We start from the raw sequence: 20,573 nt of genomic DNA, 5'->3' as shown, positions 1-20,573 counted from the left end.
GAAACGCGGTCGACCGGGCGTGTTTCCGCACACGAAAGGCCGAAGTGGCTCGGCTGCTGCCCGGACCGCCGGTAGCGTTGGCCGTCCGGACACCCCGGACACCCCACCGACCGATGAAGGAGTTCTCCGGTGACCGACAACGTTCCCGCAGAGACGCCGGCCGAGGACGGCCCGCAGCCCGGGTGGCGGGTGCTGGTCGTCGAGGACGAGGCCCTGATCCGCATGGACCTGGCCGAGATGCTCTCCGAGGAGGGCTACCGCATCGCAGGTGAGGCCGGCGACGGCGAGGCCGCCATCACCCAGGCCCGCGAGCTGAAGCCCGACCTGGTGATCATGGACGTCAAGATGCCCAAGAAGGACGGCATCGAGGCGGCGTCGACCATCGTCGAGGAGAAGATCGCGCCGGTCGTCATGCTGACCGCGTTCAGCCAGCGCGAGCTGATCGAGCGCGCCCGCGACGCTGGCGCCATGGCCTACCTGGTCAAGCCGTTCGCCCGGCACGAGCTGGTCCCGGCCATCGAGCTCGCCGTCTCCCGGTTCGCCGAGAAGAAGGCGCTCGAGGACGAGGTCGCGAGCCTCAACGAGCGCTTCGAGACCCGCAAGGTCGTCGACCGGGCCAAGGGCCTGCTCATGACCGCGCAGAAGATGTCCGAGCCCGAGGCCTTCCGCTGGATCCAGCGGACCGCCATGGACCGCCGCACCACGATGAAGGCCGTGGCCGCGGCCGTCGTCGAGGGGCTCGCCCCGGCGAAGTCGTCCTGACCGACGACCACCCGCGACCACGACGAGGGGCCCCGCCGATACCGGCGGGGCCCCTCGTCGTCATGGCACGGCTCAGGCGACGCCGAGGTACGCGTCCTTGATCGCGGGGTCGGCCAGCAGGTCGGCCCCGGTGCCCGACCGGACGATCCGCCCGGACTCCAGCACGTAGGCCCGGTGGGCGCGCGACAGCGCCTGCTGGGCGTTCTGCTCGACCAGCAGCACGGTCACGCCCTGCTGGTTGATCTCGGAGATGATCCGGAAGATCTGCGCGATGAACTGCGGCGCCAGCCCCATCGAGGGCTCGTCGAGCAGCAGCAGCCGCGGCTTGGCCATCAGCGCCCGGCCGATCGCGAGCATCTGTTGTTCACCACCGGACAGGGTTCCGCCGACCTGGGAGCGGCGCTCGGCGAGCCGCGGGAAGAGCTCGAAGACCCGGTCGAACTCCGCGGGCAGCTCCTTGCGGTCCCGGCGTGTGTAGGCCCCCATGTCCAGGTTCTCCATGACCGTCATACCCGGGAAGATCCCGCGCCCCTCCGGTGCCTGGCTGATCCCGCGGACGACCCGCAGGTCGGCGCGCAGGGCGCTGATGTCGTCGCCGTCGAAGGTGATCGAGCCGGACGACAGCGGGCGCAGCCCGGACACGACGCGCATGGTGGTGGTCTTCCCGGCGCCGTTCGCGCCGATCAGGGTCACCACCTCGCCCTCGTTCACGGTCAGCGAGATCTCGTGCAGGGCCTGGATGCGCCCGTAGTGCGCACCCACCCCGGTCATCTCAAGCAGAGCCATCGTCGGGAACCCCCAGATAGGCGGCGATCACGGCCGGGTTCTCCCGGATCTCGGCAGGCAGCCCCTCCGCGATCTTGCGGCCGAACTCGAGTACCACGATGCGGTCGGTCACGCCCATGACCAGCCGCATGTCGTGCTCGATGAGCAGGACGGTGTAACCGTCGTCGCGGATGGTGCGGATGAGCCCCATCAGGTCGTCCTTCTCCGCCGGGTTGAAGCCGGCGGCCGGCTCGTCCAGGCAGAGCAGCTTCGGCTCGGTGGCGAGCGCGCGGGCGATCTCCAGGCGCCGCTGGTAGCCGTAGGGCAGGTTGCGGGCCTTCTCCGCGGCGCGGTCGGCGATGCCGACGAACTCCAGCAGCGCCATCGCCTTCTCGATCGCCTCCCGCTCCTCGCGCAGGTGGCGCGGGGAACGGACGAGGGCGCCCAGCACGCTCGTCCGGTGCCGGGCGTCGGTGCCGACGACGACGTTCTCCAACGCCGTCATCTCGCCGAACAGGCGGATGTTCTGGAAGGTGCGGGCGATGCCGAGCCGGGTGATCTGGAACCGCTGCCGGCGCCCGAGCGGGGCGCCCTCCAGCAGCACCCGGCCCGAGGTGGGCCGGTAGACCCCGGTGAGCGCGTTGAAGCAGGTGGTCTTCCCCGCGCCGTTCGGGCCGATCAGCCCGAGGATCTCCCCGCGGCGGATGTCGAAGGAAACGCCGTCGAGGGCGACGAGGCCGCCGAAGCGCATCCCCACGTCCTCCATCGACAGCAGCGTGTCCCCGACCTCGACGGCGATGTCCCGGTCCGGGGCGACGACCTCGGCGACCGCCGCCTCGTGCTCCGCCCGTTCCTGCGGCGTCATCCGGGCGACCTCGGCGACGATTCCGCCCTCGGCCGGTTCCTGGTCCGGGGCGCTCACCGGACCGGCCCCGAGTTCGCGGTGCCTGCGGTCATGGGGTCGTCGGCGGCCACCTGGTCGGGCCGCCCGAGGAGGCGCCGGTAGGCCTCGCGGCCGTAGGTGAGCAGCCGCTGACGGGCACCGAGCAGGCCCTGCGGCCGGAACGCCATGAGCACGATGAGTGCAACTCCGAAGATCAGGTACTTGTAGCCCGCCAGCTCGACGAACCGGTTCGGGATGTAGGACACGATGAACGCGCCGACCACGGCACCGACCTTGTTGCCGGACCCGCCGAGCACCACCGCGGCGAGGAACAGCACCGAGGTCGGGACGTCGAACTTCTGGTTGTTCACGAACCCGACCTGGCCCGCGAACAGGGCCCCGGACAGGCCGCCGATGGCCGCGCCGATGACGAAGGCCCACAGCTTGAACTGCACGGTCGGGACGCCCATGATCTGCGCGGCGTCCTCGTCCTCGCGGATCGCGATCCATGCGCGGCCGACCCGGCTGCGCTCCAGGTTCCCGACCAGCACCAGGATCACGATGGTGATCGTGACGACCAGCCAGTACCAGCTGGTGCCGTTGGAGTTGGAGAACAGCGGCTGGCCCGCGGAGTCGGTGCCCGGCGGGCGCCCGACGCCCTGGAAGCCGACCTGGCCCTTGAGCGGGCCCACGATCGTCGCCAACAGTCGGATGATCTCGCCGAACCCGAGGGTGACGATCGCGAGGTAGTCCCCGCGCAGCCGGAGCGTCGGCCCGCCGAGCAACAGGCCCGCGAGCATCGTGACGATCATGGCCAGCGGCAGCGTCCACAGGTACGGGATGTGCCAGACGACCGAGTCGGGGCTGGTGAACAGTGCGGCGACGTAGGCGCCGACGGCGAAGAAGCCGACATAGCCCAGGTCGAGCAGACCCGCCTGGCCGACCACGACGTTCAGCCCGATCGCCAGCAGCGCGAAGCGGGCCGCGTCGAACAGGGCGATCGGGAAGTTGGTGCCCGGCTCGGTGGTGATCAGCGGCGGGTTGAGCACCGGCAGCGCGTAGATCAGGGCGACGACCGGGAGCAGCCACAGCCACTGCTGCCAGCGGGGCAGGTCGTTCCAGCGGTCGCGCAGGCCGCGCAGGCCGGACGCGCGCGTCGGGGCGGCCGGAGGAGTGGGCGGACTCGTCATACCCGGGCCCTCCCCAGCGACTCGCCGAGAATGCCGGTCGGCCGGATCATGAGGATCCCGACCAGCACGACGAACGCGACGACGTCGGTCCACTGCGCGTTGCCGAGCAGGGTCTGGCCGTAGTTGCCGATCACCCCGAGCAGCAGCCCGCCGAGCAGTGCGCCGCGGATGTTGCCGATCCCGCCGAGCACCGCTGCGGCGAAGGCCTTGATGCCGAGGATGAAGCCGCCGTTGTACTGGACGCCCGCGGGGACCTTCATGACGTAGAACAGCGCCGCCGCGCCGGCCAGGATGCCGCCGATGAGGAAGGTCAGGACGATGACGCGCTCGCGGTTGACCCCCATCAGCGTCGCGGTGTCCGGGTCCTGGGCGACGGCCCGCAGGCCGCGTCCGAGCCGGGACCGGTTCACGAACTGGTCCACGACGACCATCAGGGCGATCGCGGCGACGAAGATGACGATCTGCTGGCTGTCGACCGGGGCCCCGAAGATCGTGAAGACGACCTCGGGCCGGAACATGATCAGTGCGGGCTCCGGGTTGGGCCCGCGCCAGGCGAAGATCAGGTACTGCAGCGCGAAGGACGCTCCGATGGCGGTGATGAGGAACGCGAGCCGGGGGGCGTTCCGACGTCGCAGCGGCCGGTAGGCGATGCGTTCGAGCAGGACCGCCACGATCCCGGCGGCGACCATCGCGACCAGCATCGCGAGTATCAGGTCGGCGACCAGGGCGATCGGTGAGAGATCGGGGGAGGACGGGCCGAAGCCGAGCGCGGCGAGGGTGAAGAACAGGGCGTAGGCCCCGACGATGAACACTTCCGAGTGGGCGAAATTGATCAGTTGCAGGACGCCGTAGACCATCGTGTACCCCATGGCGATGAGCGCGTAGATCGCGCCGTAGGCCAGGCCGTCGACGGTGTTGGCCCAGAACTGGTCGGCGAGGGCGCCGACGTCGAAGCGGATCCAGTCCGGGCCCTGGGCGAGCACCGGTCCGATGGAGGTCAGGAGCACGGGGGTTCCTCACGTGCGTGGGCGTGCCCGCCCGCCCCGGCCGGCGCGGTGGCGACGGCGGCGGGGCGGGCGGGCACGGTCGGAACTGCGGGATCTGCGCGTCCGGCCGGGGCCCGCGGCCGGTCGGGCCGGCTCAGTTGCCGATCTCTCCCACGTAGACGATCTTGCCGTTCTCGACCTTGTAGCCGTAGACGGCCGTGGTGGCGAGCTCGCCGGTGGAGTCCCACTTGAACTGCTTGGACAGGCCGGCGCCGTCGTAGCCCTTGACGAAGTTCTTCACCGCGGCACGGTCGGTCGCACCGGAGTCGATCGCCTTGAGGAGGATGGTCGCCGAGTCGTAGCCCTCCAGCGAGTAGGTGCCGGGGGCGGCACCGTTGCTGACGGTCTTGTAGGCGTCGGCGAACTCCGGGATCAGCTCACCCGGGGTGCAGGGGCAGGTGAAGAACGCGTTGTTGGAGGCGTCGCCCGCGAGCTGGACGAACTGGTCGTCCTTGACGCCGTCCGGGCCGAGGAACACGCCCGTGAAGCCGCGGTTGGACAGCTGCTGGTCCAGCGGGGCGCCCTCGGCGTAGTAGCCGGAGTAGAACACCGCCTGGGGTTGGGCCGAGACGACCTTCGAGACGACGGCCGAGAAGTCCTTCTGGCCGGTGGTGACCTTGTCCTGGCAGCTCGCGTCGATGCCCGTGGTCTGCAGTGCCTGGTTGGTCGCCGCGGCCAGGCCGACGCCGTAGTCGGAGTCGTCCTGGATGACGCAGACCTTCTTCGCGCCCAGCTTGCCGGCCATGAACTTGGCCGCGGCCGGCCCCTGCACGTTGTCGTTGGCCAGTGCCCGGAAGAACGTGGTCCAGCCGTTCTTGGTCAGCGCCGGGTTGGTCGCCGACGGGGTCAGGTGGACCAGGCCGGCCTGCTCGAAGATGCCGCCGGTCGCCTTGGACTCACCGGAGAACGGCAGGCCGATGACGCCGATGATCGGCTGCTCGCTCGCGACCTGGGTGACGATGCCCGGCGCCTTGTCCGGGGTGCCCTCGGTGTCGAACCGCTTGAGCTGCACCTGGCAGCCCGGGTTCGCCTTGTTGTGCTGGTCGATGGCCAGCTGCACGCCGTTGACGATGTTGACGCCCAGCTGTGCGTTGCTGCCGGTCAGCGCACCGGCGTACGCGAGCGTGGTGGTCGGCGCGCACTGTGCCCTGCCGTCGCCCGCCGGGTTCGCGGCGTTCGCCGGAACAGGCAGCGTCGCGACGGCGGGGATGTCCGGGTGGTTGCCCTGCTGCTCGCCACCGCCGCCCTGGCCGCCGCCACCTTGACCGGCGGCGCAGCCCGACAGCGTGAGTGCGAGTGCGACACCGCCTGCGACGACGACGGTGCGCCCCCGCCTACCGGCGCTCTTGAGTCGTGATCCGAACACGTCGGCCCTCCTGCTCGACCGCTCCCCCCGAAAGAGCCGGTCTCCGTACGCCTGCGCCCGTCGGACGAGGTCGGTCGGAAACTAGCCCTCGATTTGAGTGCCAGGAAAGCGGTTGCGCAGTGCTCTTAACCGAAGCGTGACACGCGGGAAAACTGGCCAGGAAGAAGTGATTCGATTCGCCGGAGGACTTCGTTACGACGTGCGGGGTGTCGCGCTCCCGGCGGGTGGGCGCGTGTCGCGGTGCAGGCAGGTCAGCTTCGCGGTGCAGACGCGGCGGCCCTCGTCGTCGACGAGGACGATCTCGCTGGTCGATGTGGACCGCCCGATGTGGACCGGCCGCGCGGTGCCGGTGACCCAGCCCGACGTGGCCGAACGGTGGTGGGTGCAGGCCAGCTCCAGCCCGACCGGGAACCGTTCGGGCAGCGCGTGCATCGCGGACAGGGTGGACCCGAGGGTCTCGGCGAGCACGCCGCTGGCACCGCCGTGCAGCAGCCCGTAGGGCTGACGGTTGCCCGCGACCGGCATGCGGCCGACGACCTCGTCGAGGCCGGCCACGAGGATCTCGATGCCCATCCGGTCGTTGAGCTGTTCCAGGGCGTACTCGGAGCTCAGCTCCGGCAGCTGGTCGGGGGTGATCGGCACCCGTCGACCTTACGTCGGCCCGTGGCCGTGGACGACGGGGCCGCCGCGAGTGTCCCGGGGTGGACGGACGGTGCCGCCCGGCCGTGCGGGCCTCGTCACACGGGAGGCGTGCGGCGGCGTGCATGCTTGTCCGTGCGGACCCGTTCACCGATCTTGGTCGGTGAGACGCCGACCGAGGGAGACCCTATGGCGAACGACAGCAGGCCGACCGCGGCCCAGGCGTGGCAGATGATGCTGGAGGGCAACGGCCGTTGGCAGCGCGACGAGCGCGAGGACCCGCGTCGGTCCGCCGAGGAGCGCGCCGCCGCGGTGGCGGGGCAGACCCCGGCCGCGATGATCCTGTCCTGCTCGGACTCGCGGGTGCCCGCCGAGCTGGTGTTCGACCTGGGCCTGGGGGACCTGTTCGTCGTCCGGACCGCGGGTCAGGTCGTCGACGACGCCGTGCTCGGCACGCTGGCGTTCGGCGCCGGGGCGCTGGGCATCCCGCTGCTGGTGGTGCTCGGCCACTCCCAGTGCGGTGCGGTGAAGGCGGCCGTGTCGGTCGCCTCCGGGCAGCCCGCGCCGGCACCGTCGACGCTGGGCGCCCTGGTCGGCGACATCGTCCCGGTGTGCGAGGGCTCCGGTGAGGCCGCCGTGGCCGGCGCGGTCGACGCCAACGTGCGCCGGGTGGTCGCCCAGCTGACGGCCGACCCGTCGCTGTCGGGGGCGGTCTGCAACAACCACCTCACGATCGTCGGCGCCCGCTACGACCTGGAGACCGGCGCGGTCCTGGAGGTCTGACCACTCAGCCGACTCAGCCGACTCCGCAGACTCGGCCGGCTCAGCCCGGACGGTGGGTCACGAGGATCGCGGTGCCGGGGAACAGCGCGCCGCGCAGCGGCGACCACTGGCCCCACACCCGCTCGTGGCCCTCCGGCCACTCCGGCTCGACCAGGTCGTCGAGCACCAGCCCGGCGGCGACGACGTCGCGCACCCGGTCGCCGAGGGTGCGGTGGTGCTCGACGTAGGTTGCCCGGCCGTCGCCGTCGACCTCCAGGTACGGGGTCCGGTCGAAGTAGGACTGGACGACGGTGAGCCCCTGCTCGCCGGGGTCGTCGGGGAAGACCCAGCGCATCGGGTGGTTCACCGCGAACACCCAGCGCCCGCCGGGTCGCAGCACCCGGGCGACCTCCCGCATGACCCGACCCGGGTCCGCGACGAAGGGGATCGCCCCGAACGCCGAGCACGCGTGGTCGAACGTGGCGTCGGCGAACGGCAGGTGCTCGGCGCCGGCCTGCACGAGCGGCACGGGCAGTCCGAGCGCGGCGTTGAGCCGGGCCGCGTGCCGCAGCATCCCGCCGGAGACGTCGAGCGCCACCGGGTGCGCTCCGCGGCGGGCGAGCCACCGGCTGCACGGGGCCGAGCCGGCACCGACCTCCAGCACCCGCTTCCCGACGAGGTCGGCGGGCGGGCCCAGCAGGCCGGCCTCGTCCTCGTGCAGGTTCTCCGGGCACCAGACGAACGCCTCGTCGCCGATGTCGGAACCGTGCTCGGCCAGGTAGTCGTCGGCGTCGGCGTCCCACCAGCGGCGCCCGGCCGCCTCGGACTCGGCGCTGCCGACGCGGCGCCGGGCGACGCCCGTGGTGCCCACGGCGTCCTCGGCGGAGAAGTACTCGTCGCGGCTGCTCATGACCACCCGATCGTCGCAAGCGCGGGCGGCCCCGCAGATGGCGGACCCGCATTGCCGGGGGGTTCACGGGCCGCGTAGCATCCTTTCCGCACCGTGGTCAACGTGTCGGCCGACCGCGCGGCGCCACTCCAGCGCCGGTCTCGCGGACGTCCGTGCACCGATGTTCCCGGCCACGGGAATCGACGCCAGAGGGTGACTGTTGCAGTAGGAGACCACCACAGTCACAGCTACACGTACCAGAACCGGGGCGCACTGCTGCAGCAGAGCCGACCGGGCCGACCATGCCAGAGAAATCCATCGGAGCACCTCACTACATGTCCACCGACACCACCGCCGCCCCGACCACGCCGCAGGTCGCTATCAACGACATCGGGTCGGAGGAGGACTTCCTCGCCGCCATCGACCAGACGATCAAGTACTTCAACGATGGCGACATCGTCGAGGGCACCATCGTCAAGGTCGACCGCGACGAGGTCCTGCTCGACATCGGCTACAAGACCGAGGGCGTCATCCCCTCGCGCGAGCTGTCGATCAAGCACGACGTCGATCCCGCCGAGGTCGTCGAGGTCGGCGAGTTCGTCGAGGCCCTCGTCCTCCAGAAGGAGGACAAGGAGGGCCGGCTGATCCTGTCCAAGAAGCGCGCGCAGTACGAGCGCGCCTGGGGCACGATCGAGGCGCTCAAGGAGGCCGACGAGCCGGTCGAGGGCACCGTCATCGAGGTCGTCAAGGGCGGCCTGATCCTGGACATCGGGCTCCGCGGCTTCCTCCCGGCCTCGCTGGTCGAGATGCGCCGCGTGCGCGACCTGCAGCCGTACGTCGGCCGCAAGATCGAGGCCAAGATCATCGAGCTGGACAAGAACCGCAACAACGTGGTCCTGTCCCGCCGCGCCTGGCTCGAGCAGACCCAGTCCGAGGTCCGCAGCGAGTTCCTCAACCAGCTGCAGCGCGGTCAGGTCCGCAAGGGCGTCGTCTCCTCGGTGGTCAACTTCGGTGCGTTCGTCGACCTGGGCGGGGTCGACGGTCTGGTGCACGTCTCCGAGCTGTCCTGGAAGCACATCGACCACCCGAGCGAGGTCGTCGAGGTCGGCCAGGAGGTCACCGTCGAGGTTCTCGACGTCGACCTGGACCGCGAGCGCGTCTCCCTGTCGCTGAAGGCGACCCAGGAGGACCCGTGGCGGCTGTACGCCCGGACCCACGCGATCGGCCAGATCGTGCCGGGCAAGGTCACCAAGCTCGTCCCGTTCGGCGCGTTCGTCCGCGTCGAGGAGGGCATCGAGGGCCTGGTCCACATCTCCGAGCTGGCCGAGCGCCACGTCGAGATCCCCGAGCAGGTCGTCCAGGTCGGCGACGACGCGATGGTCAAGGTCATCGACATCGACCTCGACCGCCGTCGCATCTCGCTGTCGCTGAAGCAGGCCAACGAGGGCATGACGGCCGACACCGAGTTCGACCCGACCCGCTACGGCATGGCCGCCGAGTACGACGACCAGGGGAACTACATCTACCCCGAGGGCTTCGACGTCGACTCCGGCGACTGGAAGGAAGGCTTCGACGAGGCCCGCGCGGCCTGGGAGAAGCAGTACGCCGAGGCGCAGGCCCGCTACGAGCAGCACATGGCGCAGATCCGCAAGGCCGCCGAGGCCGAGGCGGAGGGCGGCAACGACATCGCGCCGGCGAACTACTCCTCCGGCGGCGACGACGACCGTCCCGCCGCCGGCAGCAGTGGCGGTGGCCAGGCCGAGTCGGGTGGCTCGCTCGCCAGCGACGAGCAGCTCGCCGCACTGCGCGAGAAGCTCTCCGGCGGGGCCTGACAGCCCCCTGCCGGTCCCACCCCGGACCGGCGCCAGCACCACACCGGGCCCCGGTGACCGTCACGGTCACCGGGGCCCGGCCCGTTTCACGGCGGCCCTTCGGCGCGCGGTGGACACCGGTTCATCTCGCTCGGCGTGTCAGGGTGGACACGCGCGGTGGAGATCACGGTTCGGCTGCGGTTGGTCACGGCGCGCGCACCCGCCCTGAGTCGATCTTCGGGTCGGCCTAGATTGGATGCATGGTCGGCCGTACCGTCCGCCGGACGCGTTCCGGCGAGCTCCTGTCCCACACCCGCCCGTCCCGGCGTCGCGGACGGTCCGCGCTCGCGGGGATCCTGCTGACCGCGGTGCTCGCCGGGTGCGGCACGGCGTCCGGGGACACCGGGATCGCGGTCCCCACGTTCCCGGCCGAGCAGTCCGGCGCCGCCCAGGCCGGGCGGGGGCCGGTCCCGATCGCGCTGCCCACCGACTGTGCGCAGCTCATGGACCCGGAGCAGGCCGGCGCGCTGTTCGGCCAGGTCCTGGGGTCGGTGTCGGTCCAGTCGGTCCGCGGCGTCCCCGAGGCGGCGGTCAACCGCACCGAGCGCACCGCCTGCACCTACCGGGCGGGCGGCCAGACCCAGGCCTTCGGCGGGGCGCGCAACTCGGGCCCGGTGCTGTTCCAGCTCAACATCGGCCGCTACACCGACGCCGCGTCCGCGGCGCGGCAGTGGCAGCTCAACACCAACGCCGAGCGGGGCTCGGCCACCGCGTCGCGCGACATCACCGTCGGCTCGGTCCCCGGCGTCCTCGTCGAGCGGCCGGACGAGACCACCCTCGCGCTGGTCTACGGCGTCGACACGCTGACGTTCATCCTGCCGGTAGCGGCGCCGGGGCAGACCCGGTCCGCGGCCGAGACCCTGCCCGACCTGGCCCAGCGCATCATCCCGGCGTTGACACCGACCCAGCCGCCGTCCGCGCGGCCGACCCCCACCACGCCGCCTGCGGCGCCCGCCCCGCAGGCCGGCGACGGTGCCGCGGGCAGCGCGCGCGGCACCACCTGAGCGCCAACAGGGGTGCCCGGTGCGGCCCGCTACGGTGATCACGTGTTGCGGACAGGGCTGACCGGCGGAATCGGTGCGGGCAAGTCGACGGTCGCGACGCGGCTGGTCGAACGCGGGGCGGTGCTGGTCGACTCCGACGTCATCGCCCGCGAGGTCGTCGAACCGGGCACCGAGGGCCTGGCGGCCATCGTCGAGGCGTTCGGGCGGGACGTCCTCGACGCCGACGGCCGCCTCGACCGGCCCGCTCTCGCCGCCGTCGTCTTCGCCGACGCCGGGGCCCGGCGCACCCTCGACGGCATCGTGCACCCGCTCGTGCGGGCCCGGTCGGACGAGATCGTCGCCGCCGCCGCGCCGGACGCGATCGTCGTGCAGGACATCCCGCTGCTCGTCGAGGGCGGGATGGCCCCGGCCTTCCCACTGGTCGTCGTGGTGGGGGTGGACGCCGAGGAGCGGGTCCGGCGGTTGGTGTCCGCGCGCGGGATGGCCGAGCAGGACGCCCGGGCCCGGATCGCCGCCCAGGCCACCGACGAGCAGCGTCGCGCCGTCGCCGACGTATGGCTGGACAACTCGGGCGACCCGGAGGACACCCGCCGCCGGGTGGACGCGCTGTGGGACGGGCGGCTCACCGGGTTTGAGGAGAACCTGCGGACCGGTCGTCCGGCCGTGGACGGGCCGCCCCTGCTCGTCGAGCACGACCCGGACTGGGCGGCCCAGGCCCGCCGGCTCGCCGAGCGGGTCGCGGTCGCCGCGGGCGGTCGCGGGGTGGAGCACATCGGGTCGACGGCCGTCCCGGGGCTCCCGGCCCGCGACGTCCTCGACCTGCAGCTCGCGGTCGAGTCGCCGGCCGCCGCCGATCTGATCACCGATGCCCTGGTCACGGCCGGGTTCCCGGTCGACGCCGCCGCCCCGGGCGGCGACGCGGGCACGGTGCGGGTGCACCGCTCGGCCGACCCGGGACGGGCCGCGGTGCTGGCCGTGCGGGTGCACGGTTCGCCCGCCTGGCGACACGCGGTCGAGCTGCGGGAGCGGCTGCGCGCCGACGCGACCGCCCGTACCGACTACGCCGCGCACAAGCGCGCCGCGGCGGAGCGGCACGCCGACGACGCGGACCCACGTCACTACCGTGCGTGCACGGCGGAGTGGCGCTCTGATCCGGACGAGTGACCGGATCGGGATGCAGATCACGCGGAACGTGACGATCGGATCGCGCCGGGCCGTTTCTGTAACGCCGCACGCTCGTTGGTCGATCAGGCGGGGCAGAGGGTGCTTCTGCCCGGATCGGCAGCGGTACCTGCGGGTACCCGTCGATCGGACAGGTCACCGCGGTGATCGGCACCGGGTCGCAGGATCCGGTGACGGCGACGAGAGGACACGGGGTTGAGCACAGTGGCCCAGCGTTTCGGGGCGGACGGCGAGTTCGCCGAGCCCGAGCGCGCGCCCGCGTTCCCCCACACGGACCAGTACGGCGGTGTGCCGGAACCCGGCGAGCCGGGCGCGCCCGACCGCGACGCATGGACCGGCGCCGAGTACGGCGCCGACTACGAGGCCCCGCCGATCAGCGGCGCCGTCGTCCAGCAGCACCGCACGCTCCCGCACGGTGAGCTCCGCGCGGACTTCGGCGCGCACCTGGAGACCCACTACCCGCGCCTGGTCGCGCAGCTCTACGCGATCACGCTCAACCCGTACGACGCACACGACGCGGTGCAGGACGCCTACTCGCGTGCCTGGCGCCGCTGGGCCGCGCTGCGTGCCGAACCCGCGGGCCCGGACCACGAGGACGCCGCCGTCGGCTGGGTCCGGCGGGTCGCGATCCGCACGTCGATGCGGCCGCGGATCCTGCGTCGCCGTCGCAGGCCGGCCCCGGAGGAGACCGACCCGCGCACCGGGGCGCTCCTGGAGGCGCTCGGGCGGCTCGCACCCGTCGACCGCAGGGCCGTGGTGCTGCACCACATGGCGGGCCTGTCGACCGGCGCGGTCGCCGAGCTCGAGCGGGTCACCGTGCACGAGGTGCGGCGCCGGCTCGTCCGCGGTCGCGAGGTCGTGACCGAGGGCATGGCCGAGGTGCTGGAGGAGATCATCGGACCGGCGGGTGGCGCGGTCGGGGGACCGCCGCCGGGTCACCGGACGCCGCAGTACGACCTGCGTGGCGGATACCCACCCGCCACCGAGGGGGGACGGGCATGAACGGGTTCGCCGACATCGACCGGGAGTTCCATCGGCTCGACGACGTCCTGGCGGCGGCCGTGCCGCTGCCGGCCGTCGACGACGTGATCTCCCGCGCCGCCGGTGCGCGCCGGGCCACCTCGGCCGCGGCCGCGGCGGTGCTCACAGTCGGGTCGCTGGGCGGGATCACCGCCGTCGCGACCGCGGCCGCGCCCGACGGCAGCTTCGTCGGCCCGCCCTTCGCCATCGCCGCGCCGCAGGCGACCGGCCCGACCCCGGACCCCGTCGAGACCGGTGCCCCGGGTGGCGCGGCCGCCGGCGGGGACGGCCTCCCGCCGGCGTTCGACCCGACCGTCGCGGCGACCCAGGGTGGCGCGCTGCCCGGTGGTGGCGGCTCGCCCGTCGTCCCCGGGCCCGGTTCGGCGCCCGCGCCCGGAACCCCCGGTGCGCCCGTGGTCCCGCCGCCGTTCACCGGTGGCCAGCCGACCCCACCGCAGCCCACCACCCCGCCGGAGCCGACCGACGAGGGTTCGCCCGAGCCGACGACGCCTCCGCCGGCCACGACGAAGCCGCCGGTGACGACCGCGCCCCCGCCGGTCACCACGACGCCGCCGACCTCGACGCCGGAGCCGACCGACGAGGGCACCCCGGAGCCGACGACGACCAACCCGGCCCCGACGACGTCCAACTCGGCCGCGCCCACCACCACCGCGTCGTCCGACCCGACCACGACCACCGGGACGACGACGCCGGAGACCTCGACCAGCGCCGTCGGCCTCGCCCCGGCGCAGTCCTCCGCGCTCTGACACACCCCGGGACACACCCCGGCCGGCCCTCGCGGCCGGTCAGTCCGGAGCGTCCTCCGGCCGGTCCCGCGGCCCCAGGTCGATCCCGAGCGACGCCAGCCAGGCCACGTGGTCGTGGTCGTGGCGGACCAGCCCGTCGAGCACCGCGTGCGACCGTTCCAGGGCGTACTCGGCCAGGTCGGTCCCGACCAGCCCCTGCGCCACGGCGGCGACGAACTCGTCGACGTCGATGACGTCGGTCCCGCGGCCGCGGCGCACGACGAGGTCAAGGTAGAGGTCCGTCATGTGCAGCCGCCTGCCCTCGCGGGAGATCGCGGCGACGTCGACGTACACGTCCTGGTCACGCTCGTGCCCGGGCCGCCACCGCCAGTCCGACAGACACACGCCCAGCTCGGGCAGCACCCAGGTCTCGATCCACCAGGCGTTCGGCCGGGCGACGACGGGCCGGGACAGGTACAGCCCCCAGTCCTCCTCGCGCAGCGTGGCGATCTCGCGGTGGGTCCCCTTGGTGTCGACCTGGACGCCCCGCTCGGGGTCGAAGGTCTGTGTCTTGGGCGGGTGCACGGTCGACCATCCTGCCCCTCCGGCGGCCCCGGCGGGGCGTGCGACGGGAAAGTGTCGGGGGTCGCTCGTACCCTGGTGTCATGGCATTCGCGACCGAGGTCCCGGGCAGCGCGGCGGACTCCCGTGCCCGGGAGGACGCTGCGCACCCGGACGCGGGCACCACCCCGGCGGACACCCCGCGCGCGCACTCCGAGCACCGCCCCGTGGGCGCGGTCGAGCGCAGCACGGCCCCGTTCCGCGTGGTCAGCGAGCACGTCCCGGCAGGTGACCAGCCGGCCGCGATCGCCGAGCTGGACCGGCGGCTGCGTGCCGGCGAGCAGGACGTCGTGCTGCTGGGCGCCACCGGTACCGGCAAGTCGGCCACCACCGCCTGGCTGATCGAGCAGCAGCAGCGGCCCACGCTGGTGATGGCGCCGAACAAGACCCTGGCGGCCCAGCTGGCGAACGAGCTGCGGGAGATGCTCCCGAACAACGCGGTCGAGTACTTCGTCTCGTACTACGACTACTACCAGCCCGAGGCCTACATCGCGCAGACCGACACCTACATCGAGAAGGACAGCTCGATCAACGACGACGTCGAGCGGCTGCGGCACTCGGCGACGATGAACCTGCTGTCCCGGCGCGACGTCGTCGTGGTCGCCTCGGTGTCGTGCATCTACGGCCTCGGCACCCCGCAGTCCTACCTCGACCGGTCGGTCTCGCTGCGGGTCGGCGAGGAGGTCGAGCGGGACCGGCTGCTGCGGCTGCTGGTCGACGTGCAGTACACCCGCAACGACATGTCCTTCACCCGCGGCACGTTCCGGGTCCGGGGCGACACCGTCGAGATCATCCCCGCCTACCAGGAGCTGGCGCTGCGGATCGAGTTCTTCGGCGACGAGATCGAGGCGCTGTACTACCTCAACCCGCTGACGGGGGAGGAGGTCGAGCAGGTCGACGAGATCAAGGTCTTCCCGGCGACGCACTACGTCGCGGGCCCGGAGGCGATGGAGCGCGCCGTGCGCGCCATCGAGGCGGAGCTGGAGGAGCGTCTCGCGCAGCTGGAGAACCAGGGCAAGCTGCTGGAGGCCCAGCGGCTGCGGATGCGGACCCAGTACGACATCGAGATGATCCGCCAGGTCGGGTTCTGCTCGGGCATCGAGAACTACTCCCGGCACATCGACGGTCGCGGTCCCGGCACCGCGCCGGCCACCCTGATCGACTACTTCCCGGACGACTTCCTGCTGGTCATCGACGAGTCGCACGTGACGGTGCCGCAGATCGGCGGCATGTACGAGGGCGACATGTCCCGCAAGCGCAACCTCGTCGAGTACGGCTTCCGCCTCCCCTCCGCGGTCGACAACCGGCCGCTGACCTGGGAGGAGTTCGCCGACCGGATCGGCCAGACCGTCTACCTGTCCGCGACCCCGGGCCCCTACGAGCTCAACCGCACCGGCGGCGAGTTCGTCGAGCAGGTCATCCGCCCCACCGGCCTGGTCGACCCCGAGGTCGTCGTGAAGCCGACCAAGGGACAGATCGACGACCTGGTCGCCGAGATCCGGGACCGGACCGCCAAGGACGAACGGGTCCTGGTCACCACCCTGACCAAGAAGATGGCCGAGGACCTCACCGACTACCTGCTCGAGCTCGGGATCAAGGTCCGGTACCTGCACTCCGAGGTCGACACCCTGCGCCGGGTGGAGCTGCTGCGGCAGCTGCGGTCGGGCGAGTACGACGTGCTGGTCGGCATCAACCTGCTCCGCGAGGGTCTCGACCTGCCCGAGGTGTCGCTGGTGGCGATCCTCGACGCGGACAAGGAGGGCTTCCTCCGTTCCGGCACCTCGCTGATCCAGACCATCGGCCGCGCGGCGCGCAACGTCTCCGGTCAGGTGCACATGTACGCCGACAAGATCACCGACTCGATGCGGTACGCGATCGACGAGACCGACCGGCGCCGCGCCAAGCAGATCGCCTACAACACCGAGCACGGGATCGACCCGCAGCCCCTGCGCAAGAAGATCGCCGACATCCTCGACCAGGTCTACCGGGAGGCCGAGGACACCGAGACCGTCCCGGTGGGCGGGTCGGGCCGCAACGCCTCGCGCGGCAAGCGCGCGGCGGGGGAGAAGGGTCGCGCTCCGGCCGCGGCCGGCAGCTCCGGGGTGGCGGCGAAGGACACGGCGGGCATGCCGCGCGCCGAGCTGGCCGACCTCATCCAGCAGATGAACGACCAGATGCTCACCGCCGCACGGGACCTCCAGTTCGAGCTGGCGGCCCGGCTGCGCGACGAGATCGCCGACCTGAAGAAGGAGCTGCGGGGGATGGACGCGGCCGGGGTGTCGTAGGCGGGTCCGCGGCGGGGCGGCCGGGCCTCCCCGCTACCGTGGACCACCGTCATCTCCCGTCCGGCCGCCGGGTCCGCCCGTCACGCGGCCGCATCCCCGTCCGGCCCGGGCGGCCCGGTCGTTCTCGGAGGAGCCCCGCGTGACCGTCATCCGCACCACGCCCGATCCGGACGTGCCCGCAGCCCCCGGCAGGGGCGGCGCCGCGCTGGTCGGCAGGCTGCGCGCGGCGGCGCTGACCCGGTGGACGCTGGTGGTCACCGTCCCGCTGCTGGTGGCCGCGCTGTACTGGTCCTGGTACCGGCTGCGGAACTACGCGCTCGACCTCGACGTGTACCGGATCGGCGTGCAGGCCTGGCTGGACGGGAGCGACATGTACGGCCGGCTCCCGCTACCCCTGCACGGGCCCGAGCTGCCGTTCATCTACCCGCCGTTCGCGGCCATCACGATGGTGCCGCTGACCGTCGTGCCCTATGCCGTGGCGTTCACCGCGCAGTTCGTCGCCTCGGTGCTGTCGTTGGCGATCTGCATCGCGCTCACGATCCGTGTCGCCTGGCCCGCGGGCGGGTGGCGGGCGCCGTTCCTGCTGGGCGTGCCGGTGCTGGCCGCGGTCCTGCTGATGGAGCCGGTCGCGCAGACCTTCGCCTTCGGGCAGATCAACCTCGTGCTGATGCTGCTGGTGCTGGTCGACCTCCTCGCCCCGCGGACCTGGTGGCCGCGCGGGCTGCTGCTCGGCCTGGCCGCGGCCATCAAGCTGACCCCGGGCGGGTTCGTCCTGTACTTCCTGGTCCGGCGGGACTGGAAGGCCGCGGGGGTCGCCGTCGTCACCGGCATCCTCGCCACCGGGCTCGGGTTCGTCGTCGACCTCGACTCCTCGGTGCGGTACTGGTTCGTCGGCGGGCCGGCCGCCGGGGTGAGCGGCTCGACGTTCTTCTCCAACGAGACCGTGCAGGCCGTGCTCGCCCGCCAGGAGGTCCCCGAGCCCTGGTTCCACATCCTGTGGCTGGGCATCGTCGCGGTCCTGCTGGCGTTGGCCGTGCCGATCATCCGGCGCACCGAGCCGGTGATCGCGATGTCGGCGACGGCCGCCGTCGTGCTGATGGCGACCCCGACCGCCTGGTCGCACCACTGGGTGTGGGTCGTGCCGGCCCTGATCGGGATCGGTGCGCACGCCCTGCGCTATCGCAGTGCGGGGTGGGCCGTGGTCGGCGTGGTCATCGCCGCGATCTTCTACGTCGCGCCGTTCCGCTGGATGCCCAACGTGTGGGGCGTCGAGATGAAGTGGAGCCTCTGGGAGCAGGTCCTGGGGGCCAGCTACGTCATCCCCGCCGCGCTGACCCTCGGGCTCGGCTGCTGGTACGTCACCCGGGGGCCGGGGCGTCCCGGCGGTCCGCGGGCGCCGCGTCCGGAACGGCCGCGCGTCGGCTCCTGACCCTCCGGTGGGCCCCCGGGGCACGACGGCCCGCGACTATGGCGCGGGTCACGGGCGCCCGCCTACTGTGAGGGCCGGAGGTGCCGGTGGAGCCAGTCGACGACGACCGGAACCGGGCAGGCGTGTGTGCCGTCCGCCCGGGGACCGACCTCGGTCGGCACGCCCGGATGCTGTCCCGGCTGCACGACGCGGTGCTGTCCGGCGACGCCCGCCCCGGCGACACGGCCCGCGGCCGCCGGCTGGTCACCCGGTCCTGGGACCGGGTCCGGGCCCAGGGCGTGGACCCCGACGCCGGTGAGCCGCCCGGCCCGCTGGACGCCGCCGTCGTCGAGCAGCGGCGGGCGCCCTCGCCGCTGGCCCCGGTGCTGCCCGCGCTGCGTGCCGCGCTGACCTCGGTCGCCGAGGACGCCCGGCACGTGATGGTCGTCTGCGACGCCGACGGTGTCCTGCTGTGGCGGGAGGGCTCGACCGCGGTCCGCCGCCGTGCCGACGCGCTCGGATTCACCGAGGGCGCCGAGTGGTCCGAGCGGTCGGTCGGCACCAACGCGATCGGGACCGCGCTCGCCGAGGGCGGGCCGGTGCAGATCTTCTCCGCCGAGCACTTCGTGCGCAGCCACCACGGCTGGACCTGCACCGCGGCCCCCGTGCACGACCCGCGCAGCGGGGAGCTGCTCGGTGTCGTCGACCTGTCCGGGCCCGCCGAGACCGTCCACCCGACGACCGTGGCGCTCGTCGACACCGCGGTGCGGCTCGCCGAGGCCGGGCTGTGGCAGCGCCACGAGGCACGCCTCGACGCGCTGCGCACCATCGGCGCCCCGATGCTCGCCGGTGACACCGGGCCCGGCCTGGTCGTCGACGACCACGGCTGGGTGGCCGCCGCGTCCGGGCTGCCCGGCGTGGAACGGGTCGCCGCGCCGGTGCCCGAGCGTCTGATCGCCGTGCACGGGCTCGGTCCGTGCCTGCCCGAGCCGGTGCCCGGCGGCTGGCTGCTGCGCCCGGCGTCCGGCGGGGGCAGACGGATGCGGCTGCGCCTGGACCTGGACGGCCGTCCGCCGCAGGCCGTGATCGAGGGCACGACCCGCTGGGTGCACCCGCTGTCGACCCGGCACGCCGAGGTCCTGGTGCTGCTCGCCCGGGCCGGAGCGGGCGGGCTGGACGCGGCCACCCTGTCCCAGGGGCTCTACGGCGACCGGGCGCACCTGGTCACCGTCCGCGCGGAGATGTCCCGGCTGCGCCGGAACCTGGGCGGCATCCTGCTGGCCCGCCCCTACCGGATCGCTCCCGAGGTCGAGCTGGACCTGGTGGGGCTGGCGGACAGCCGGGTGGTGCGCGAGTCGAGCGCGCCCGGCGTCGCCGCCCTGCGCCGCGACTGACACCCGGGGCCTGCAACCCGCCTGCAACGCTGTCCGGGACCCGCGTCACCGGCTGGACTGGGGCGCGCGGGAACGTCCCGCCGTGGCGGGGAGGCCGCCCCCGGCGGCCCGCGCGAGCGAACTGGGAGGCCGACGTGGGTGTCGCCGTGGTCACCGGAGCCGGACGCGGGATCGGTCGGGGCATCGCCCTGCGCCTGTCACGCGACGGGCACGCCGTCGCCGTCAACGACCGGGACGCCCACGGCGCCACCGCCGTCGCCGAGGAGATCCGCGCGGCGGACGGGACCGCGGTGGCCTACCCGGCCGACGTCACCGACCCGGACGCGGTCACCGCGATGGTCGGCCAGGTCGCCGAGGAACTCGGCGGGCTGGACGTGATGGTCGCGAACGCCGGCATCGCACAGGTCAAGCCGCTGCTGGAGGTGACCCCGGAGGACCTGCGCACGATCTTTGTCGACGACGGCCTGAGACTGACCCCCTGACGTCGGATTGGGATTGACCCCTTCTGGGCGACGCTGAGGGGGTGTTGTCGGTGGAGGACTGGTCCGAGATCCGTCGTCTGCATCGGGCGGAGGGTGTCCCGATCAAGGAGATCTCCCGCCGGCTGGGAGTCGCGCGGAACACGGTGCGTTCGGCGCTGCGGGCGCCGGGCCCACCGCGGCGGGAACGGGGCCCGCGGGGTTCGCTGGCTGATGCGGTCGAGCCGCAGGTGCGGGCTCTGTTGGCGCAGTTCCCGCGGA

The 20,573-nt window shown here is 72.8% G+C and carries 20 protein-coding genes; 12 read left to right on the top strand and 8 right to left on the bottom strand.

The window, feature by feature from the left end:
- Positions 1 to 129: 129 nt before the first annotated feature.
- Complete coding sequence (locus FVA95_RS00100; RefSeq protein ID WP_149662355.1) at positions 130 to 762, top strand: ANTAR domain-containing response regulator; 633 nt, start codon at positions 130 to 132, stop codon at positions 760 to 762.
- 72 nt (positions 763 to 834) lie between these two features.
- Here FVA95_RS00100 and FVA95_RS00095 read toward each other — a convergent pair whose 3' ends face one another.
- From FVA95_RS00095 to FVA95_RS00070, 6 genes are all read right to left on the bottom strand, one after another.
- Complete coding sequence (locus tag FVA95_RS00095) at positions 835 to 1,548, bottom strand: ABC transporter ATP-binding protein (protein WP_149662354.1); 714 nt, start codon at positions 1,546 to 1,548, stop codon at positions 835 to 837.
- Positions 1,535 to 2,449 (bottom strand): ABC transporter ATP-binding protein, encoded by a 915-nt coding sequence (locus tag FVA95_RS00090; protein ID WP_240051158.1) that lies wholly within the window; start codon positions 2,447 to 2,449, stop codon positions 1,535 to 1,537. The genes FVA95_RS00095 and FVA95_RS00090 overlap by 14 nt, the downstream gene beginning before the upstream one ends.
- The gene (locus tag FVA95_RS00085) at positions 2,446 to 3,600 is read right to left on the bottom strand and encodes a branched-chain amino acid ABC transporter permease (protein WP_149662353.1); all 1,155 of its coding nucleotides are present in this window, start codon (positions 3,598 to 3,600) and stop codon (positions 2,446 to 2,448) included. Before FVA95_RS00085 ends, FVA95_RS00090 begins: the two co-directional genes overlap by 4 nt.
- On the bottom strand, positions 3,597 to 4,607 hold the full coding sequence (locus FVA95_RS00080; protein WP_149662352.1) for a branched-chain amino acid ABC transporter permease: 1,011 nt from the start codon (positions 4,605 to 4,607) through the stop codon (positions 3,597 to 3,599). The genes FVA95_RS00085 and FVA95_RS00080 overlap by 4 nt, the downstream gene beginning before the upstream one ends.
- Positions 4,608 to 4,740: 133 nt before the next feature.
- Positions 4,741 to 6,012 (bottom strand): branched-chain amino acid ABC transporter substrate-binding protein, encoded by a 1,272-nt coding sequence (locus tag FVA95_RS00075; RefSeq protein ID WP_240051157.1) that lies wholly within the window; start codon positions 6,010 to 6,012, stop codon positions 4,741 to 4,743.
- A gap of 192 nt (positions 6,013 to 6,204) precedes the next feature.
- A complete protein-coding gene (locus FVA95_RS00070; RefSeq protein WP_240051156.1) occupies positions 6,205 to 6,654 on the bottom strand; it encodes a PaaI family thioesterase in 450 nt (149 codons plus the stop codon).
- Between the two features lie 186 nt (positions 6,655 to 6,840).
- Between FVA95_RS00070 and FVA95_RS00065 the strand changes: the two genes are divergently transcribed.
- On the top strand, positions 6,841 to 7,434 hold the full coding sequence (locus FVA95_RS00065) for a carbonic anhydrase (RefSeq protein ID WP_149662351.1): 594 nt from the start codon (positions 6,841 to 6,843) through the stop codon (positions 7,432 to 7,434).
- A gap of 40 nt (positions 7,435 to 7,474) precedes the next feature.
- On the opposite strand, the gene FVA95_RS00060 is transcribed toward FVA95_RS00065, so the two are convergent.
- Complete coding sequence (locus FVA95_RS00060) at positions 7,475 to 8,323, bottom strand: class I SAM-dependent methyltransferase (RefSeq protein WP_075311654.1); 849 nt, start codon at positions 8,321 to 8,323, stop codon at positions 7,475 to 7,477.
- A 314-nt stretch (positions 8,324 to 8,637) separates the two neighbouring features.
- Here FVA95_RS00060 and rpsA point away from each other — a divergent pair, with 314 nt between their 5' ends.
- The 5 genes from rpsA (at position 8,638) to FVA95_RS00035 (ending at position 14,146) form a co-directional block, all read left to right on the top strand.
- Positions 8,638 to 10,134 (top strand): 30S ribosomal protein S1, encoded by a 1,497-nt coding sequence (gene rpsA / locus FVA95_RS00055; protein WP_149662350.1) that lies wholly within the window; start codon positions 8,638 to 8,640, stop codon positions 10,132 to 10,134.
- Between the two features lie 239 nt (positions 10,135 to 10,373).
- Positions 10,374 to 11,177: a hypothetical protein gene (locus FVA95_RS00050; protein ID WP_149662349.1), complete on the top strand. Its 804-nt coding sequence runs from the start codon at positions 10,374 to 10,376 to the stop codon at positions 11,175 to 11,177.
- Between the two features lie 42 nt (positions 11,178 to 11,219).
- Positions 11,220 to 12,341, top strand: coding sequence for a dephospho-CoA kinase (coaE, locus tag FVA95_RS00045; RefSeq protein WP_149662348.1), 1,122 nt, complete (start codon positions 11,220 to 11,222; stop codon positions 12,339 to 12,341).
- Between the two features lie 222 nt (positions 12,342 to 12,563).
- Positions 12,564 to 13,361, top strand: a complete 798-nt coding sequence (locus FVA95_RS00040; protein ID WP_240051173.1) for an RNA polymerase sigma factor — start codon at positions 12,564 to 12,566, stop codon at positions 13,359 to 13,361.
- Positions 13,358 to 14,146 carry a hypothetical protein gene (locus FVA95_RS00035; RefSeq protein ID WP_149662346.1) on the top strand — a complete coding sequence of 263 codons (789 nt, stop codon included), beginning with the start codon at positions 13,358 to 13,360 and terminating at the stop codon, positions 14,144 to 14,146. The genes FVA95_RS00040 and FVA95_RS00035 overlap by 4 nt, the downstream gene beginning before the upstream one ends.
- 39 nt (positions 14,147 to 14,185) lie before the next feature.
- Here the strand turns inward: FVA95_RS00035 and FVA95_RS00030 are convergent, their stop codons facing one another.
- Positions 14,186 to 14,710: a DUF402 domain-containing protein gene (locus FVA95_RS00030; RefSeq protein ID WP_149662345.1), complete on the bottom strand. Its 525-nt coding sequence runs from the start codon at positions 14,708 to 14,710 to the stop codon at positions 14,186 to 14,188.
- 80 nt (positions 14,711 to 14,790) lie between these two features.
- Between FVA95_RS00030 and uvrB the strand changes: the two genes are divergently transcribed.
- From uvrB to FVA95_RS00005, 5 genes are all read left to right on the top strand, one after another.
- Entirely contained in the window at positions 14,791 to 17,031 is a 2,241-nt protein-coding gene (uvrB, locus tag FVA95_RS00025; protein WP_205015721.1) for an excinuclease ABC subunit UvrB, read from the top strand.
- A 139-nt stretch (positions 17,032 to 17,170) separates the two neighbouring features.
- Complete coding sequence (locus FVA95_RS00020) at positions 17,171 to 18,460, top strand: glycosyltransferase 87 family protein (RefSeq protein ID WP_149662344.1); 1,290 nt, start codon at positions 17,171 to 17,173, stop codon at positions 18,458 to 18,460.
- Positions 18,461 to 18,546: 86 nt separating this feature from the next.
- Positions 18,547 to 19,833: a GAF domain-containing protein gene (locus FVA95_RS00015; protein ID WP_149662343.1), complete on the top strand. Its 1,287-nt coding sequence runs from the start codon at positions 18,547 to 18,549 to the stop codon at positions 19,831 to 19,833.
- Positions 19,834 to 19,967: 134 nt separating this feature from the next.
- On the top strand, positions 19,968 to 20,315 hold the full coding sequence (locus FVA95_RS00010) for an SDR family NAD(P)-dependent oxidoreductase (protein WP_240051155.1): 348 nt from the start codon (positions 19,968 to 19,970) through the stop codon (positions 20,313 to 20,315).
- 41 nt (positions 20,316 to 20,356) lie between these two features.
- On the top strand, positions 20,357 to 20,573 hold a 217-nt coding region (locus FVA95_RS00005), incomplete at its 3' end, for a sigma factor-like helix-turn-helix DNA-binding protein (RefSeq protein WP_193564260.1).

Origin of the sequence: Pseudonocardia sp. EV170527-09 (assembly GCF_008369905.1) — a bacterium.
Lineage (GTDB): Bacteria > Actinomycetota > Actinomycetes > Mycobacteriales > Pseudonocardiaceae > Pseudonocardia.
Note: the sequence above shows the minus strand (reverse complement) of the source record. Positions and strands in the feature narration are given on the sequence as shown.

What these genes read in the sequence shown, in the direction of transcription:
- FVA95_RS00060 (WP_075311654.1), bottom strand. Translation starts at nt 8,323, where the DNA reads ATGAGCAGCCGCGACGAGTACTTCTCCGCCGAGGACGCCGTGGGCACC.
- rpsA (WP_149662350.1), top strand. Translation starts at nt 8,638, where the DNA reads ATGTCCACCGACACCACCGCCGCCCCGACCACGCCGCAGGTCGCTATC.
- FVA95_RS00065 (WP_149662351.1), top strand. Translation starts at nt 6,841, where the DNA reads ATGGCGAACGACAGCAGGCCGACCGCGGCCCAGGCGTGGCAGATGATG.
- FVA95_RS00050 (WP_149662349.1), top strand. Translation starts at nt 10,374, where the DNA reads ATGGTCGGCCGTACCGTCCGCCGGACGCGTTCCGGCGAGCTCCTGTCC.
- FVA95_RS00095 (WP_149662354.1), bottom strand. Translation starts at nt 1,548, where the DNA reads ATGGCTCTGCTTGAGATGACCGGGGTGGGTGCGCACTACGGGCGCATC.
- uvrB (WP_205015721.1), top strand. Translation starts at nt 14,791, where the DNA reads ATGGCATTCGCGACCGAGGTCCCGGGCAGCGCGGCGGACTCCCGTGCC.
- FVA95_RS00085 (WP_149662353.1), bottom strand. Translation starts at nt 3,600, where the DNA reads ATGACGAGTCCGCCCACTCCTCCGGCCGCCCCGACGCGCGCGTCCGGC.
- FVA95_RS00035 (WP_149662346.1), top strand. Translation starts at nt 13,358, where the DNA reads ATGAACGGGTTCGCCGACATCGACCGGGAGTTCCATCGGCTCGACGAC.